At 36.6% G+C, this 16,529-nt stretch carries 9 protein-coding genes and 1 pseudogene; all 10 read right to left on the bottom strand.

Annotated elements, in window-relative coordinates:
• The 10 genes and pseudogenes from IGJ20_RS06070 to IGJ20_RS06025 all read right to left on the bottom strand — a co-directional run bounded on the left by IGJ20_RS06070 (position 1) and on the right by IGJ20_RS06025 (position 16,403).
• Complete coding sequence (locus tag IGJ20_RS06070) at positions 1-255, bottom strand: hypothetical protein (RefSeq protein ID WP_033594686.1); 255 nt, start codon at positions 253-255, stop codon at positions 1-3.
• Positions 256-666, bottom strand: coding sequence for a DUF4176 domain-containing protein (locus IGJ20_RS06065; RefSeq protein ID WP_016617253.1), 411 nt, complete (start codon positions 664-666; stop codon positions 256-258).
• Positions 663-5,093, bottom strand: a pseudogene (gene essC, locus IGJ20_RS06060) (type VII secretion protein EssC). The gene IGJ20_RS06065 and the pseudogene essC overlap by 4 nt, the downstream one beginning before the upstream one ends.
• Positions 5,074-6,246: a type VII secretion protein EssB gene (gene essB, locus IGJ20_RS06055; protein WP_202522499.1), complete on the bottom strand. Its 1,173-nt coding sequence runs from the start codon at positions 6,244-6,246 to the stop codon at positions 5,074-5,076. Before essB ends, essC begins: the two are co-directional and overlap by 20 nt.
• On the bottom strand, positions 6,243-6,512 hold the full coding sequence (locus IGJ20_RS06050) for an EsaB/YukD family protein (RefSeq protein ID WP_010824590.1): 270 nt from the start codon (positions 6,510-6,512) through the stop codon (positions 6,243-6,245). Before IGJ20_RS06050 ends, essB begins: the two co-directional genes overlap by 4 nt.
• Before the next feature lie 14 nt (positions 6,513-6,526).
• A complete protein-coding gene (locus IGJ20_RS06045; protein WP_033594680.1) occupies positions 6,527-7,024 on the bottom strand; it encodes a hypothetical protein in 498 nt (165 codons plus the stop codon).
• 2 nt (positions 7,025-7,026) lie between these two features.
• Positions 7,027-10,503 carry a type VII secretion protein EsaA gene (esaA, locus tag IGJ20_RS06040; RefSeq protein WP_202522498.1) on the bottom strand — a complete coding sequence of 1,159 codons (3,477 nt, stop codon included), beginning with the start codon at positions 10,501-10,503 and terminating at the stop codon, positions 7,027-7,029.
• Between the two features lie 27 nt (positions 10,504-10,530).
• Complete coding sequence (locus IGJ20_RS06035) at positions 10,531-10,824, bottom strand: WXG100 family type VII secretion target (RefSeq protein ID WP_430605270.1); 294 nt, start codon at positions 10,822-10,824, stop codon at positions 10,531-10,533.
• Between the two features lie 417 nt (positions 10,825-11,241).
• A complete protein-coding gene (locus IGJ20_RS06030; RefSeq protein WP_002357800.1) occupies positions 11,242-11,949 on the bottom strand; it encodes a GntR family transcriptional regulator in 708 nt (235 codons plus the stop codon).
• Positions 11,950-12,155: 206 nt separating this feature from the next.
• Positions 12,156-16,403, bottom strand: a complete 4,248-nt coding sequence (locus IGJ20_RS06025) for an acyl-CoA dehydratase activase-related protein (protein ID WP_430605287.1) — start codon at positions 16,401-16,403, stop codon at positions 12,156-12,158.
• Positions 16,404-16,529: the final 126 nt, after the last annotated feature.

Genomic DNA, 16,529 nt, shown 5'->3' with positions numbered 1-16,529 from the left:
TTATTTAAATCTTGTCCTGCTATCACGTGCTGCGATGACTGCGGCTAATTTAGGAAACTTACTTGCTTGATTATTTACACATTCCACCATCTTTGATACGTTGGCTACAAGCTGATTACTGACTTGCGCACCTTTTTTCATACCAGAAAGATTACTCTTTCCTAGCGTACACTTTTGTCCTCCACTCACCGATACATTACTAATTCCAGAAACCGCCGCTTGTGCGGCTCCTTGATTTGAGGCAATCTTTCCCATCTAGTCCTCTCCTCCTTTTCTAAAATAATAAAATGGGTCTCCATTTGTTTCCATTTCCGTTTTTTCTAGTTCACTACTTTTTTCAACCTCCGGTTCAGAATCCTTTGGAAACGATTCTGCACTCCCGTTCATTTGTGAAAGTAAATTTTCCAAAAACTCTTCATCCGTTTTATCAGAAAAACCTTCAAACAAAACCTCTATAATTTGCTCTACTTCAATTGAAAAGACTTCTTGTGTTGGTATATCCCCAAAAGGATGTGGTGCAACTTTATAACGAGAAACAATTTCTCCGTTACCATTTTTGGCAATCGCTCGAGCAACAATGAAATAATATAATGTATCATTGGTTGTATCTTTTAACTTCAACACACTCCCCAATGGTAAAAAAGGGGTAGTTAAATCTTCACTCATTTGTTCACCTCCATTGGCACAACAATTTTATCTAATACTTCTTCTTTTAAGCGATGTAACACATTTTTAGGGACAGGAAGATTTTGCTGATCATAAGGAACATTTTCAACAAATGATTGATTTTGCAATGTACCTCCGAAAAGAACTTGTTCTGTATTTTCTTTGATTGTCGAAATAAAACTACTGTAAGTAGATGTAAGCTTTGCTGAAGTATCTAATAAAATTAACTGTAGTTTGCCGATAGGGCTATTTGTTATATAAGCCAGACTATCAATATCCAATGATAATTTATCGACCAAATCTGCCAAGCCATTAATAATCACAATTCGTTGTGTCGTTTCATCAATTAACATTGCTTCTAACGCTTCTTTCAATTCCACGTTCTGTTGTACTACTTGTGTTCGTTGAATATAAAGGGATACTTTTTCATACCATTCTTCTAAGTTCCCCGCTACATCAATCAAGACAACTTCATAATTGACAGTTAATTCACTGATTTGCTGCATAAACCATGGAAAGATTAGTTGGGATTGTTTAGTAGATTCTGGAAAAATACCTAGCGTTTTTCTTTGGAATAAGGGTAAAGTTTCTGGTTCAGCACTTAATTTGTTTAATCCCAAATATAACTGATTCAATTCTTTTTCTGGCACAAATTGTTGGAATTGTTCATGTGATAATTTTTCAGGAACCATTGGAATTCTTTCAGGACGAATTCCCACCCAGTCATGATTCATCGTAGCCACTTTGGTTTCCAAATTTTCTAATAATTCTGCACTATTTTCACCCTCTGCTGGCAAGTAAAATTGAATCGCCGTTGGCGTATCCAACATGACTTGCCCACGTCCGCTGATTGCTTGAGCCATTAAAGCATCTCTACCTAACAAGCTACCTATTTCACTTTCATCATTTAAATAAAGAACGACTTTAGTTGCGATATTACTCATCATATTCATCCGAATACTGCCAGAACGGCTCGCAGTAAAAATTAAGTAAACGCCAAGACTAGCACCATCTCTTAAGAGTTGTAAAAGCAGCTCGTCAATCCCGTCTTTCCGTTGATCTTCTAAACTTAAACCATCATAGCTATCTAGCAAATTAATAATGATTGGTAATTTTTGCTGTGTTTTCGCTTCATACTGGATTAGACTAGCTACGCCAGTTTCTTTAAATAGTTGCTTTCTTTGCGCTAGTAATTGGCTAACTCGATCCAACATTTTTTGCAATTTTTCGTCTTCTTCTAACGTCACAATGTCTGCCACATGGGGCAAATCTTTCAACGGAAGTAGCCCGTTATTCCCAAAGTCTAATAAATTAAAATGTACTTGCTCAGGGGTATTCTTATGGGCAAGATTGATTGCTATCGTTTGTAAAATCGTCGATTTCCCATATCCTGGACTCGCAAAAATTGCTGTATGGCTGGACTTCTCCAAATCATATTCATAGACTTCTTGAGCTTGCTTTGCAGGAATATCAAGTAAGCCTATTGGTACTTTAAGGCTACGATCATTTGATTTTCCAATACTTGGTGTTGCTATTTTTTCTTCAAGATTAGGTAACCACGGTTTATCTGGAATCGTCAGTGTTGATTGTTCAAAAATTTCGCCAATCGTAGTAATAACAGCTTCCAATTGGGTTGGTAAGTCGCTCTTATCTTTGCCTTGAACCACTTCTTCACCTGGATCATAAAGCAATTCAGTTTGGCCTAAATCATTGATCCGATATAGCCGTTCATCCACCACTTCTTCCATCACTTGGTCAGGATCGTAAGGAACCCCCGCATAACCACTTTGGAACATTTCATAAACTTCATTTTCCCCAACTTTTAAATATCCCCGACCAGGATTGGTAATTTGAGCTGCATCTGGCGTTTTTAATAATTCATTAGAATCTTGGACACTGGCCATTTTCAAAGCAATTTTACTGGTACTATTGGCTTCAATTTGATCATTTACCACACCACTTGGTTTTTGTGTCGCCAAAATTAAATGAACACCCAATGAACGGCCAATCCGAGCCACCGAAGTTAGCTCATCTAAAAATTCTGGAACATTCGCTTTTAATTCCGCAAATTCATCAGAAACCAAAATTAAATGAGGCAATGGTTTAGTAGGATAGATAATATCAGGTTTCGGTTCGTGTCGTTGTTTGTATAAACTCATATATCCGTTGATATTATTCACACCATATTTGGCGAATTCTCGTTGACGTTTATCCAATTCTGCTTTGATACTGGCTAAGGCTCTAGCTGTTCCGGCTCCGTCTAAATTGGTAATAGCGCCCATAAAATGCGGTAGCTTATCTAATGTATTGGCTATTCCGCCACCTTTCCAATCAATAATCAACATGCCGATATCTTCAGGAGAAAAATTAATCGCTAAGCCAATTAGATAAGTTGTTAAAAATTCTGATTTTCCTGAGCCTGTGGTCCCTCCAACAAGTGCATGAGGCCCATGCAAACGTTCGTGTAAGTCCCAATAGACATAATCTGATTTACCACGCCAGCCAATTAGTGAACGAATTGATTTATTTGGCTGCGCATTCAACCAACGTTGATCGATAGTTAATTCTTCAATCCTTGTTACTTCGTATTGCTCAAGTAAACTCAGACTTTCTGGCACCGCATTCTTCTCCACTTCCACATGCTGCAAGTTCGCCAAGCGCTGAATCGCATAAGCAAGCGGATAAGCAGTCGGTAAATGATTAGGAACGAAGTTTTGGTTCACATATTTATTATTTTGATTAATTAAAGTCGCCGCTTCACTACTTTGATACTCAATCAGTGTAGTTGTCGTTTCTGGTAACATATTTAAAGCATCTTTTCCCCAAATAACTGTCACACCATATTGACTCATATCTTCAGCTAAAAATTCATTTAAGCCATGCCCTGACAACCAGCTTTCTTCTAAAATCGACAGAATGTACTGTGGTTGAAAGTGAACTTTTTAATTGCCGGCTTCGCGCACTTGTTGACGACGTTTCGTAATCATTTGATAGAAAGAATTTAAAACCATATCCCTTGTTTGAGGATCATGAACAATCCCACGCAAATTCAGGCTGCGGATTTTGACGTGTGGCAACCAACGCCAAGAATGCCAATCTTTCTGATAATCTTCCTCTGGTACTAAAGTAACAAACTCTACGTCACGATAGGAATGTAAAACAGACACTTGAAATAACAACGTTTGAATGGCTGTCCTTAAAACAGCAGGTGTTCCCGCCAATCCTAAGGTTTGTCCCATTAGTGGTACAACAATCGGCGCCTTTTCTAATTGTTTATATGGCCATACTAATTGTTCTTCAGCTTCTTGACTTAGTGAATCATCTTCCGTTGACTGATAATTTGTCGTAAAACTTGAAGAAATTTCACCAACCCCTAAGCGAACTGTCAAAAAATCTTCATTAGTCATCATGCGTTCATATATTCGTGCATGATACTCTTTTGTCATTAAGGCTAATTCGTTCATGGCAGGATTCATATATTCCAAGGCCTCTTTTTGTTCTTGTTGCAGTATACTTAAATGAGCTTTCTCTTGTATTAAATATTGTTCGTAGCTATTTGTCCGTTCGATATTCTTTTGCTTTGTTTCTTTTTTATTGGTGAAATAACTAGAGACTGAAAAACCAGCCGTCAATAAACTCGCTCCGCCCATACTAAGCATCATAATTGGATTGCCCCCACTTAAAAAGCTTGTTGCGCCACTCAAAACGACCATTCCTAAAGGTGGGACAATCGTCCGTAACAGTTCATTTTTCCCTTCTGTTTGCTTGGTTTTTGGGGCAGCAATTTCTATTTGTTTTTTTGGCTCCTTCAAGTGAATCCGTGGGCTTCGTCGAAATGACGGGAAATCGACAGGATATTCTGGAATAACTTCCTCTTCGACAATTTGCCAAGGATTCAGGGAATATGTAGCTCCTAGACTTGTTAACTTTAATTGTTTTTCCCGAACTTCAATGATTAAGCCATTGACAACTAATTGATCACCGACTGCAAAAGCATAGCTTCCTTTTTTAACTAAATAATGATTGTAGTAAATCGTATCTTCTCCGGGATAAATCGTTGCTGTGTATTCCCCAGTTTCTGGTGCTAGTGTAATATTGATGATGGCATCTGTTTCTAATGAAATCGCAGCATTTTTGGCAGAGGCAATTAAAAAATCTTTCTGCGGTTTATTGGTGGTGACAGTAATTAATTCTTCGTGGGGAAAAACAGAAAAATTTTCAACAGAATCAAAGGTTTCACCATTACAGAATAATTCTTCATTTTCGTAAAAAAATAATTGTTGATCGATTGAAACACTTGGGTTTTTAGCCGTAATTTGACGGTGAAGAAGTTGGGGACCAAAATAAAAAATGTCAAAATAAATCATGCTAGATATATGAATTTGATCATTCACAGAGACCAATTTTTTACTGATTTTCGTTGTCATCCGTTTTTCCTCCCAAGATTTTCATGTATTTATCAATTGCTTCTTCATATTTTGTTAACAATGCTTGTTTTTTCTCGCCGTTCATTTTGTTATTGGCTTTGGTTGCATCATATAATTTTGTATAGGCATGTAATATATATTGGTTATCGCCTAAATTTTGGGCAATATCTAATGATTTTTCAAAGTCTCCTTTGCCAATATAAATCCAATAAAGTAAGGTATTTTCACTAGATTTTTGAGATAAATTATTTAAAATTGCTGTTTTTTGTTCATTTGATAAATTATCTAGTTGGACAGAACTAACAGCAGCAACATGCTTAGCTCCTATCGGTAATTCTTCTGGTGTATCTTCTTTTAATGTTTTCGTAACACTTGCATAGTCATTAGAAATATACTGCGCTTCTGCCAAACTCACTCGCTCTTGGGCTGGTAATTTTTTTAAGACATAAATCCCTGTTGTAGTTGCAAAAAGTAGCGTTAAAGCCAATAACACTAAGCTGGCCCATTTAAAGGTTAAATACCTTTTTTTACTCACTAATTTGGTTTCTGCTTCACGCTTGGCTTTTTGACGAATGACTTGTTCACCAATGATTTGCTCAATTTCATTGATTGTTTTCGCCTCTTGTAATTGTTTAGATAGCGTATCTTTCAGGGTGCCATTCCCTTGAATTAATTGTTCATACTCATACTTTGGATGTAAGATTGCTAAAATCAGTGCTCGATATTGTTTAAAAAATTCTCTTTCATCTGCTGAATAAGGCACAATGACCTGCATAAAACCACGATGAGCAATTAATAATTCTTCTCCCAAGATATAGATGTTTTCTGGATGAATAAAGGGTTGGACCGGCGTACCTAAGAAATCAACCAAATAATGAACTCTTTGCGCTAACAATAATCGCTCATATTGATCCATTTTTTTTATCGCTTGTAAAATGGATTGCATATATTGATCCTTATGGTATTGAATCACTAACGCTTCTTCCGTTGCTTGTATTATTTTTCCCGATAAAAATCCACGACTTGATTTTAAAAATTGTTGAAACTGTTCTAGTCTTTCTAACTGATATTGATTTGCTTGTAATGTTACTTGAACATATTCTTTTGTTGCATCTAAAGTGATTGTCTCTGAAATATCCTTTAACTCGCTCATCCATGTGTCTCCTTTATAATTTCTTTTACTACTAGTTGGTCGCCATTCCCTAATGGATAATCTACAATTAATTGATTATCAGCTAAATGAATTGGTTTATTCAAAACAACCAATTCAAATGATGCTGGCAAACGGTTTGGCAACAGCTCAAACGATTCGAGTAACAATTCTTTTAAACGTGCAACTGATACCTGATTAGGGATTTGCAAATCAATAATTTGATTCGACACATGTAAGCCGATACCAATCGATGTTCTTTTGTTCATGTTTCTTTCACTCCTTAATTTCCGCTTTGTGCACGATGATATGAAAAACGGTTTCCTAGAAAAACACCAACGAATAAAATAACTATACTTCCTAAAAAAATACCACTGTACAACCAAAAGTTTATGGATATTTCTCGGTGAACCTCAAGAGATTCAACGCTTTCAGGAGAAGTGACCGTTGCCGTCTCTTTGAACAGAAAAGGCCTTACCTTTTTATCAACTGCTAATGTTTTTGCATTCTGTTCTGTCCTAAATACATCATTTTTTGCTTCGTTGACAACCCTCGTTTTACTTTGATTGACTTCTTTTTCTCTCTCTGCTTTTATCGGCAAAAACAAATCTGGAATAATGAAATTCACTTCTACGTTTTTTTTCTGCTGATTGTCTTGGTAGATCACTTGATTATTTATTTTTAAAGCGCCTACTTCTTCTGCTTTTGTTTTTGTTGATGACAATGACAAATAGAGCATATTAACACTTAAAACAATCACTATTTTTATTAATTTTCTCATGGCTATTCCTCCGGTCGTACAAACAAGTTAAGGACAACACCTAAAACAAGTAAAACGATTAAAATAAGGTAACTAACCCAACTAATTTGTACGCCATTTACTAAAGCAGTAAAGCCATTTTTGATATTTTGAAGCGGCGATAAACGATAGAGCCAATTGCTTAATGAGCCTACCTTTGTTGCAATGCCTAATAAAGGTGTCAACATGAAAAATAACCCCAGCATAGCTCCATAAACATATAAAGTAAGTTTTTTAAATTGGCGTAAACAAGCACAAACCAAAAGTGCACCGCTAGCAAATACTAAGAAACTATAGCTAAACCAAGCGAATCGATTTATTTGAGATACATTGAACACCAGTAGAAGTGAAAAGACACTCCCAAACAAAATAACCGTAATCAAGAGTAATAACAGATTTGGTATATTTTGCCAAACTCTGGTTGGTTCAACCAACGCATCCGCTACAGTAACTGTTCTTTTCTTCATAAAGCCTTGGAAAGTTAGCACAATAACGAATGTTAAAATACTAACAATCAAGGTAGCGTAATAGGGAATTAAAGAGACTTGTCGTGTTTCGCCAAAGATCCCTTCTCCTTGAATTGGGCTCGCAAGGAAACTAAATACCCGTGGATTATCAGCACCGCCGTCTCTTGTATTAGCCAATACTTTTTCAAATGTTTTGGCATACTCTTCATTTTCTTTGGTTGTTTTCTTTGACTCATCAATTGAATCATTTAAGTTTGCTAAGATATTTTGCGCATGATCTTGAACTTTGGTTGTTGAGGCTTTCAATTCTTTGATAGTCTGGGCAACATCTTTGACTTTGGCTGCTGAATCAGCTGTTGTTAGACTAGTTTCTTTCGTTGTTTGCATTAACGTTTGCATCATTTTAACTAAATTTTCTGTTTCTACATCTAAAGTGCTGGTTTGATTTTCTTCTGGATGTGGATTTCTTTCATCAATTACAGAAGTAGCTCCCACTTTTCCAGCTTCTTGCCAAGTAGCATATGTCGCATTGACTTGTTTTGTTGCTTCATCAAACCATGTATTTAATTTCTCCGCTTCTCGTAATAATTTTTCAGGGACCGTCATTAAATTTAATGTTCCGTAAAGTGTTGTAGGTCGTCCGTCTGTATTTTGATCTGTCTCAGTACCAATTAATTGTTTTAATTGATTAATTTGTTCATCTGTTTCTCGATATAATTGATTTCCTGTTTTTTTATATTCGTCTAATAATTTATCTGTAATCATCATGGTTTGCTCGTTTTCAGTGATATTGTCGTACATCCAGTAAATGGATGTCTCACCTGCTAACTCTTCAATTGTTTTATCCTGATTTTCAGGAGCGGTTAACATTGCTGCATACTCTTGAATAGATAGACTTTGATTAGGCGTACCATATAAAGTCACAATTTGTTGTGATACAGTATCTAAAAGTTGAAATTGCTTCATGATTTCAGGAATATCGGTTACTAATGGTTGGTCCATTGCAATATACACAGCGAACGAACGTGCATTTTGAAGCTCATTATTTACCCACCAAGAATAATCAATCTGATTAAATGCTGTTTTTTGTTGTTCTGGTGTCAGTTGCCAAGACATTGGTAAGTCAATCGTTAAGGAAAGTTTTTCTGGAAGTGAGAGCAAATCATTTACTGGCTCAGTTACTTTTTCAGATTCATCTTCGGATTCTTCTGCCAACTCTTCTTGCGTATTTTCTTCGTCCACTTCATCATTCTCAGGAATCTCAGCTTGTATTTTGACTGGTTTGGTAATTGTTAGCTGTGTTGGGGTAATTGCTGAAATATCAATGCTGTAACCTGTACCTGCTAACTGCTGATTCAAAGATGTTTTAATTGTTTGAACTTTTGAATCATCTAAAAGAAGTGACAATTCGCCATTTTGTGTATTGGTTTGTCGTAATGAAATAACCGACTCTTGATTTGTCGCTAGTGAAAAAGTTACTTTTTCTTGTGGAATCGCTATAGTATCTTCATGAAGTTGTTTAGGTTCCAAATACATAAAGCGGCTTGAATTGGTGAAATCAAGTTCATGTTGTTCTGCATATCGCTGAATAATTTGTAACTCATCACGGAAAAGATTGCCTTGTTCAACTGAAATCCTATTATTCATTTCTAATTCACTAACGAGTCTTTCTAAACTTACAAAAGAAATTTCACTTAGTGATTCTTCCAATCTTTCCTGATAATTTTTATCTAAGTTAGGTATATTTTCTTTTTCGTTCGTAATTAACTGAATAATCGCTTGCTTAATTTGAGTGTCTGTTGCTATCTCAGGTGTTGCTTCAAGATCATTATAATATGTAGCCGCAATTTGCTTTTTTAACGCAGTTAATTGTTCTACTTGCATATGTAGTTCTGCGATTTCTTTTTGTAGTTCGCCAATGCGATTGCTTTGTGTTTCTTGAAATAATTTAGATTCTGATAAAAAGTCAGCATAAATCCCTGAGCTTCCTTGTTCACTTGGTGTGTAGAAGGAGCTAAACTGATTGATTACCATTCCATTTAGTTGATCGAATTGTTGTTTGTATACTGTCGTGTCACTTTCCCATTGATTAGTCAATTCTTGTTTTTGTCTCTCAAACTGTTCATTAAATTGTGCAATTGATTTTTTTATTTTTTCATTTGCTTCTTTCGAATACTCGCCCACTGATTTTTTCGTATCTTCCGTTGTCTTACTAGTTGATTCTAAGCTCCGATTGTTGCTTTCTAATAAGGTTTGTACTGATTTTACAAACGCTTCTTGCTCGTTTGTAAATAATTTATTGTCCTCATCTAAAATACTAGCCGTACTTAATACTGTCGTATAATTCATGGGAATTTCTTTAAATGGTTGCTGAATTGTTTCTTCTAATTGATTTTGATACAGCAACTGCGTATCAGTGATTTGGTTAACGTTTTGTTGTGCGATAACTAAATTTCCAACAATACTGGAAAAATACATCTGAATTACGCGTTGGTTAAAATCTTTCAAAATAGTATTTACTTTGTCTTGAATTGCTTGATTGGTCAATTCATTTTGTCCGTCTCGCACTTGGTATTCAACAGAAGCCTGCTCTGGACTAACAGCTTGTAGTGACAATAATTTCTCCGAAAAATCTTGCGGAATAATAATTTGGGCATCGAATTGTCCATTTTCAACCCCAGATGTTGCGATATTCCGAGTCGTTGTTTCCCATCGATTAGCTGTATCTTTGTTAATTAATGTGACAAAATCAGAACCTAATGCATAACGTTTTCCTTCAAAACTTGCGCCTTTATCTTCATTAACTAATGCGTACTGCATCTTTGTTGTCTGATCTTTGCTACTTCGAGTCACGTTCTCATCTTTAAACCCTAAATGAATGAAAAAAAGTAATAACAAGAAAGTTGCTCCAATTGCTAAGGCAAAAGGGATACCTTTTTTTATTTTCCCTTCCATTATCTTCTCTCCTTTAGAAAAATCGCTAGTGCAATTCATTGCGCTAGCGCTTCAATCTTTGATCAATTAAAAGCCAAATGATCCTGCATCTTGACGGTCACGTTCTGCGACAGTGTCTGCATATTTGTTTAATTGTTGATTAATACTAATCAATAATTCTTCCATCTGTTTGACATTATCTTCCAATTGATTGTACTGTTCCAGATACGCTTGAAATGCTTGCCCTTTCCATTGTTGTGAAATTTGTTGGTTCATTGAATTCACTTTACGAATTGCATCTTGAATTTGAGACGATGCTTGCGAATATACTTTCGCTTGTGATTTCAGTTGTTCTGGTGTTACAGCAATTGATCCTGCCATAAGTAATCCCTCCACATTTTTTATAGTTTTATTACCTGTTACAAATATTATAACTATATATAAAAAATATAGTCAATAACTATTTAAAAATATACGTATTCGCATAAAAATAATTATAACAATAAAATAAACAAATAAAAACTCTTAAAAACAACATTACAAATCCATCCAAATCAATATTTATCAAAATAAAAACAAAAATAACTGATAAATAAAAATTATTTAAAAAATATTTAAATAAAATTTTGAAAAATAAACAAATTCCATTAAATCGTTATTTTTTAACGTCAGATAAATTAATAAGTAAATATGCATTTTATTAAAAAAACAATTTATTTCTTTAGCAAAAAAAAAATTAAAAGATAGGAAAACTTATCACATTGATAAGTTTTCCTATCTTTTATTCATTCTTTTTCTCTACTTCTCTAAATAAAACTCAAATCGACTTCCTGCATACTGCGTACGAACATATTCAAAAGGTAGTCCGTTTTCAAAATAGGATACTTGGCGCACACGCAGAATTGCATCGCCTCGTTTAATCTCTAAATATTCTGCGATCTGCTCCGATGCTTGAACAGCAGAGATTGTTTGGTTAGAGTGGCCAATTTTGTGGCCAGATTTGGCTTCAAGTGTTTTATAAAAAGAGTTCGTGATTTCAGATTTGCCATATTGCGAGACCAATGAATAAGGAATGCTCGCCACCTCAAAACAAATCGGAATGTCATCCGCAAAACGAATTCTTTCCATTCGTAAAATTGAATCTTCTGGACCTAGTTGTAATTTTTCCATCTCACTAGAACTAGGTTTCGCTACAAAATAAGACACCGTCCGACTAGAAGGAACGCGATTTTGAGACAAGGTAATTTCTGTAAAACTAGTGGTACCTGTCATTGTTTCTTGAACTTTCTTACGTGCTACATATGTTCCTGAACCAATTTTTCGTTCTAAAATCCCTTCGTCTGCTAAAGTCTGAATGGCTTGGCGTAAGGTCATTCGACTAACATCAAATTTCAAGGCTAATTCTCGCTCAGAGGGCAAACGATCCCCGATACTCCAGACACCTTTTTCAATATCTTCTTTGATTTTATCGTGAATTTGAATATAAATTGGTATATTTTGAACCATTTACGCTTCCTCCTCTTCGTTCATCTCCTCTTCTATTATAACTGGTATAGACCGTATAAACAACCAAAAAATGATAAATAAAAGAGGAATTGGAATTTTTATCAAAGTTGGTCTAGTTGCATGCTTTCTTTTTATAACAAAAACATTTGGCTTAGTCAGTAAAAAGTGACCAAGTCAAATGTTTTTAAACGAATTGCTATTAGTTATTATCTTTTTACATTTTCTTCTTTCAACAACTTGTTCGCTGTGGCCATCATCAAACGGATTCGGTTCAACTGATTAACCAAAGATACCCCTGGATCATAATCCACCGCCGCAATGTTTGCTTGCGGATATTGACGTCGCAGCTCTTTCACGACCCCTTTTCCAACAATATGGTTTGGTAAACACCCAAACGGCTGCATACAAACGATGTTATTCACCTCGTGTTTTAAGAGCTCAATCATTTCAGCTGTTAAAAACCAACCTTCACCCGTATGATTACCAATTGATAAAATTTTACTTGCGTCTGCTGCCATATCATAAATGGAATGAATACCATCAAAACGAACCGATTTTCTCAATGCCTTATCCATTGGTTTTTCTACCAATTCAATGATTTTTATCGCAAATTCTGCTAAACGTTTGCTTTGTTTTGACATGCCCATATTTTCGTATTTCCAAATTTGATTGTACAAAGAATAGTTCATAAAGCCAACAATATCTGGCACAACTGCTTCAGCACCTTCTTCTTCTAGCAAACGCACAATATCATTATTCGCTGTCGGCGAATATTTCACTAAAATTTCCCCGACCACACCGACTTTTGGTTTTTTTATCTCTTGTAAAGGAATTTCATCAAACGTCCGAATAATTTTTTTCATGAAGTGATTAAATTGTGTCAGCGAACCATTCCGGACATTGGCTTCCACTCTTTTTAGCCAATCTTGGTGAAGTTGATCTACCATTCCTTTTTCTGTTTCATAAGGTCTTGTTCGATAAACTACTCGTTCGAATAAGTCACCATATAAAAAGGCAACTACTAAGCGTTTGACCATTGGCAACGTAAATTTAAATCCTGGATTGGATTCGACTCCTTTATTGCCCATCGAAACTGAAACTACAGGAACTTGAGAAAAACCAGCATCATTTAAGGCTTTTCGTAATAATGGAATGTAATTCGTTGCGCGACAACCGCCCCCTGTTTGCGTCATTAAGACACTGACATTATCCAAATCATATTGACCACTTTCCAAAGCTTCAACTAGTTGTCCGATGGAAATAATTGCTGGGTAACACGCATCATTATTGACATATTTTAACCCGACATTCACAGCTTCTTTGTCTTGCGCAGGCAAACAGACGACATGATAGCCAGAAGCTTGTAATGCTACATCGACTAATCCAGATTGATGAATCGGGCTAAGCATTGGTAACAGTAAGGTATGTGTTTTTTTCATTTGTTTTGTAAACACAATTTTCTCTGGCTCTTCCATTTGCATATGCGGAACAAACTGTTGCTTCTCCCGCTCATTGACAGCCGCCTTCAAGGAGCGCAATCGAATACGAATTGCGCCCAAATTCGCGCCTTCGTCGATTTTGAGGACTGTATAAATTTTGCCAGACCGATCCATGATTTCTTCTACTTGATCGGTTGTCACAGCATCTAAGCCGCAACCAAAGGAATTCAGTTGGACAAGTTCTAAATTTTTCGTCTTAGCCACTACTTTAGCCGCCGCATATAAGCGAGAATGATAGACCCATTGATTCACCACACGTAAATTCTGCACGTCTCCAAGATGCGAGATACTGTCTTCTGTCAAGACATGGAATCCTTCCTGTGTAATGACTTCGGCAATGCCGTGATTAATTTCTGGATCCAAGTGATACGGTCGTCCCGATAAGACAATTCCTCTCTCGCCTTTTTCAGTTAACATGGCTAACGTTTCTTCGCCTTTTTCTTGAATTTCTTTTTTAAAGGCTGCTAATTCTTGATAACCATGATGCAGCGCTGTTTGAATTTCTTCTAAGGAAATCCCTAAATCAGCAAAATTTTCAGCTAAAACTTTGGCAACTGCAGCTTCATTCGCTAGATTAAGATAGGGATTTCGATAATCCACTTGGCCCTCTCTGATGGCATCCACATTATTTCGAATGACATCTGGGTAGCTTTGCACAATTGGACAATTAAAATGATTATCAGCTTCCAATGTTTCTTGCTGTTCAAAAACGACACCAGGATAAAAGATGATTGGCACTTGCGCATCAATTAATGCTTGAATATGTCCATGCGCCATTTTCGCTGGGTAACAAACCGTATCACTGGGAATCGTTTCAAGGCCTTGTTCATAGATTTGCTTATTAGAACGTGGCGATAATTCGACCCGAAAGCCTAAGTCAGTAAAAAATGTATGCCACAAAGGATAATTTTCATACATGTTTAGGACTCTAGGGATACCCAAGCGCCCACGAAACGCTTTATTTTCCCGCAAAGGTCGGTACTTAAATAACTTGCGGTACTTATAATCAACCAAATTCACTTTGCGTTCTTCTCGTTTAATTTTAATTCGCGCACCACGTTCACAGCGATTTCCCGTAATAAATTGGCGCCCATCTGAAAACACTGTGACCGTTAATTGACAATTGTTTTCACACAAGCCGCAATGAGTAAATTCCTTTTCAGAGGTAAATGCCGCTAACTCTTCTAAAGAAAGAAGCGTGGTTTCTTCCCCAATTTCATAAGCGTCCAAAGCAATCAGCGCTGCCCCATAGGCCCCCATCAAACCAGCAATAGAAGGACGAACCACTTCACGACCGCTAATTTTTTCAAAAGCTCTCAAGACCGCTTCATTGTAAAATGTTCCTCCCTGGCAGACAATCTTTTCTCCCAACTCTTCAGGTCGGCGAACCTTAATGACTTTATAAATGGCATTTTTGATGACTGAATAAGATAGTCCAGCAGAAATATCGCCGACAGAGGCCCCTTCTTTTTGAACTTGTTTCACTTTTGAGTTCATAAAAACAGTACACCGAGAACCTAAATCAACAGGCGCTTGCGATTCTAAAGCCGCCAAAGCAAAATCCTTCACATTATATTTTAAAGATTGCGCAAAGGTTTCGATAAAAGAACCGCACCCAGAAGAACAAGCTTCATTTAATTGTATCGAGGAAAGCACGCCATTTTTAATGGTCATCGCTTTCATATCTTGTCCTCCGATATCCAAAATAAAATCCACACCTGGCTGAAAATGGTTGGCTGCTTTGTAATGGGCCATCGTTTCAACTTCACCAATATCGACTTTTAACGCATTTTTTATTAGCTGTTCTCCATATCCTGTAACAGCCGCTTTTCCGATAAAAACTTCTTCAGGCAGTTGTTGATAAAGTGATTTCAGTACTGTCATGGTGGTTTCTAAAGGTTGCCCTTGGTTATTACCATAAAAAGAAAACAACAAATGACCATCTTCATCAATCAATGTGACTTTTGTCGTTGTGGAGCCTGCATCAATCCCTAAAAAGGTCACGCCAGTATGTTGAGATAAAGGTTTCTCCTTTGCTTGAGCTTGCGCGTGTCTTTCTCGAAAATCTGCCAAATCTTCTGCGCTGTTAAATAACGGTGGTAACGTGTCGCTCGGCTGTAAATCAGTAGCCTGGCTGTTCACTAAGCGCTGAATTAATTCTTCCAATGTACATTCGGCTGCATCTTCTGAATAAAGTGCTGCACCCATTGCTACAAACAGTTGCGGTTGTTCTGGAAAAATAACATCTTCTGGCTGAATTGCTAAGGTTTCAACAAACCGTTTTCTCAATTCTGACATGAAAAATAAAGGTCCCCCTAAAAACGCTACTTTACCTTTAATTTTGCGACCAGCAGCTAACCCGGCGATTGTTTGATTAACTACCGCTTGAAAAATACTCGCCGCGATATCTTCTTTCGCTGCTCCTTCATTGATTAAAGGTTGAACATCCGTTTTGGCAAAAACCCCACAGCGGGAAGCAATCGGATAAATAGTTTGATAATTCTTCGCCAATTCATTCACTCCATTGGCATCCGTTTTAAGTAAAACAGCCATTTGATCGATGAAGGCGCCTGTCCCACCTGCACAACTACCATTCATTCGTTGCTCTAAAGCACCATCAAAAAAAGTGATTTTTGCATCTTCTCCGCCAAGTTCAATAGCAACATCCGTTTCTGGTATTATTGTTTCAACAGTTCGTGTACACGCGATAACCTCTTGAACAAAGGGAATCCCTAATACCTCAGCCAGCCCCATACCACCAGAGCCAGTTATGCTCATTGTCACAGGTTGGTCTGCACCGATCCTTGCTAGCCCTTCTTTTAAAATGCGTTCCGTTGCTGCTTTGACATCTGAAAAATGGCGTTCATATTTTGTAAAAATAGGCTGATTTTGTTTATTTAAAAATACTAATTTTACTGTCGTTGACCCAACATCAATCCCTGCTCTCATAACCATCAATTAAAATACCCCTTCATTTCCCAACAGTTTGTTGATTATTATACAAACTGTTTGTTATAATAGATATACCTATTTTAGAAAGGTTCTAAATGATTTGCAACAAGCAATTTACCCTATTTTGTG

The organism is Enterococcus sp. DIV0294 (assembly GCF_050558155.1).
GTDB classification, from domain to species: domain Bacteria; phylum Bacillota; class Bacilli; order Lactobacillales; family Enterococcaceae; genus Enterococcus; species Enterococcus faecalis.
Note: the sequence above shows the minus strand (reverse complement) of the source record. Positions and strands in the feature narration are given on the sequence as shown.

Bases quoted from the DNA above. Each gene is read 5' to 3' on its own strand.
- IGJ20_RS06035 (WP_430605270.1), bottom strand. From the start codon at position 10,824: ATGGCAGGATCAATTGCTGTAACACCAGAACAACTGAAATCACAAGCG.
- esaA (WP_202522498.1), bottom strand. From the start codon at position 10,503: ATGAATTGCACTAGCGATTTTTCTAAAGGAGAGAAGATAATGGAAGGG.
- IGJ20_RS06050 (WP_010824590.1), bottom strand. From the start codon at position 6,512: ATGAACAAAAGAACATCGATTGGTATCGGCTTACATGTGTCGAATCAA.
- IGJ20_RS06030 (WP_002357800.1), bottom strand. From the start codon at position 11,949: ATGGTTCAAAATATACCAATTTATATTCAAATTCACGATAAAATCAAA.
- IGJ20_RS06045 (WP_033594680.1), bottom strand. From the start codon at position 7,024: ATGAGAAAATTAATAAAAATAGTGATTGTTTTAAGTGTTAATATGCTC.
- IGJ20_RS06070 (WP_033594686.1), bottom strand. From the start codon at position 255: ATGGGAAAGATTGCCTCAAATCAAGGAGCCGCACAAGCGGCGGTTTCT.
- IGJ20_RS06025 (WP_430605287.1), bottom strand. From the start codon at position 16,403: ATGGTTATGAGAGCAGGGATTGATGTTGGGTCAACGACAGTAAAATTA.
- IGJ20_RS06065 (WP_016617253.1), bottom strand. From the start codon at position 666: ATGAGTGAAGATTTAACTACCCCTTTTTTACCATTGGGGAGTGTGTTG.
- essB (WP_202522499.1), bottom strand. From the start codon at position 6,246: ATGAGCGAGTTAAAGGATATTTCAGAGACAATCACTTTAGATGCAACA.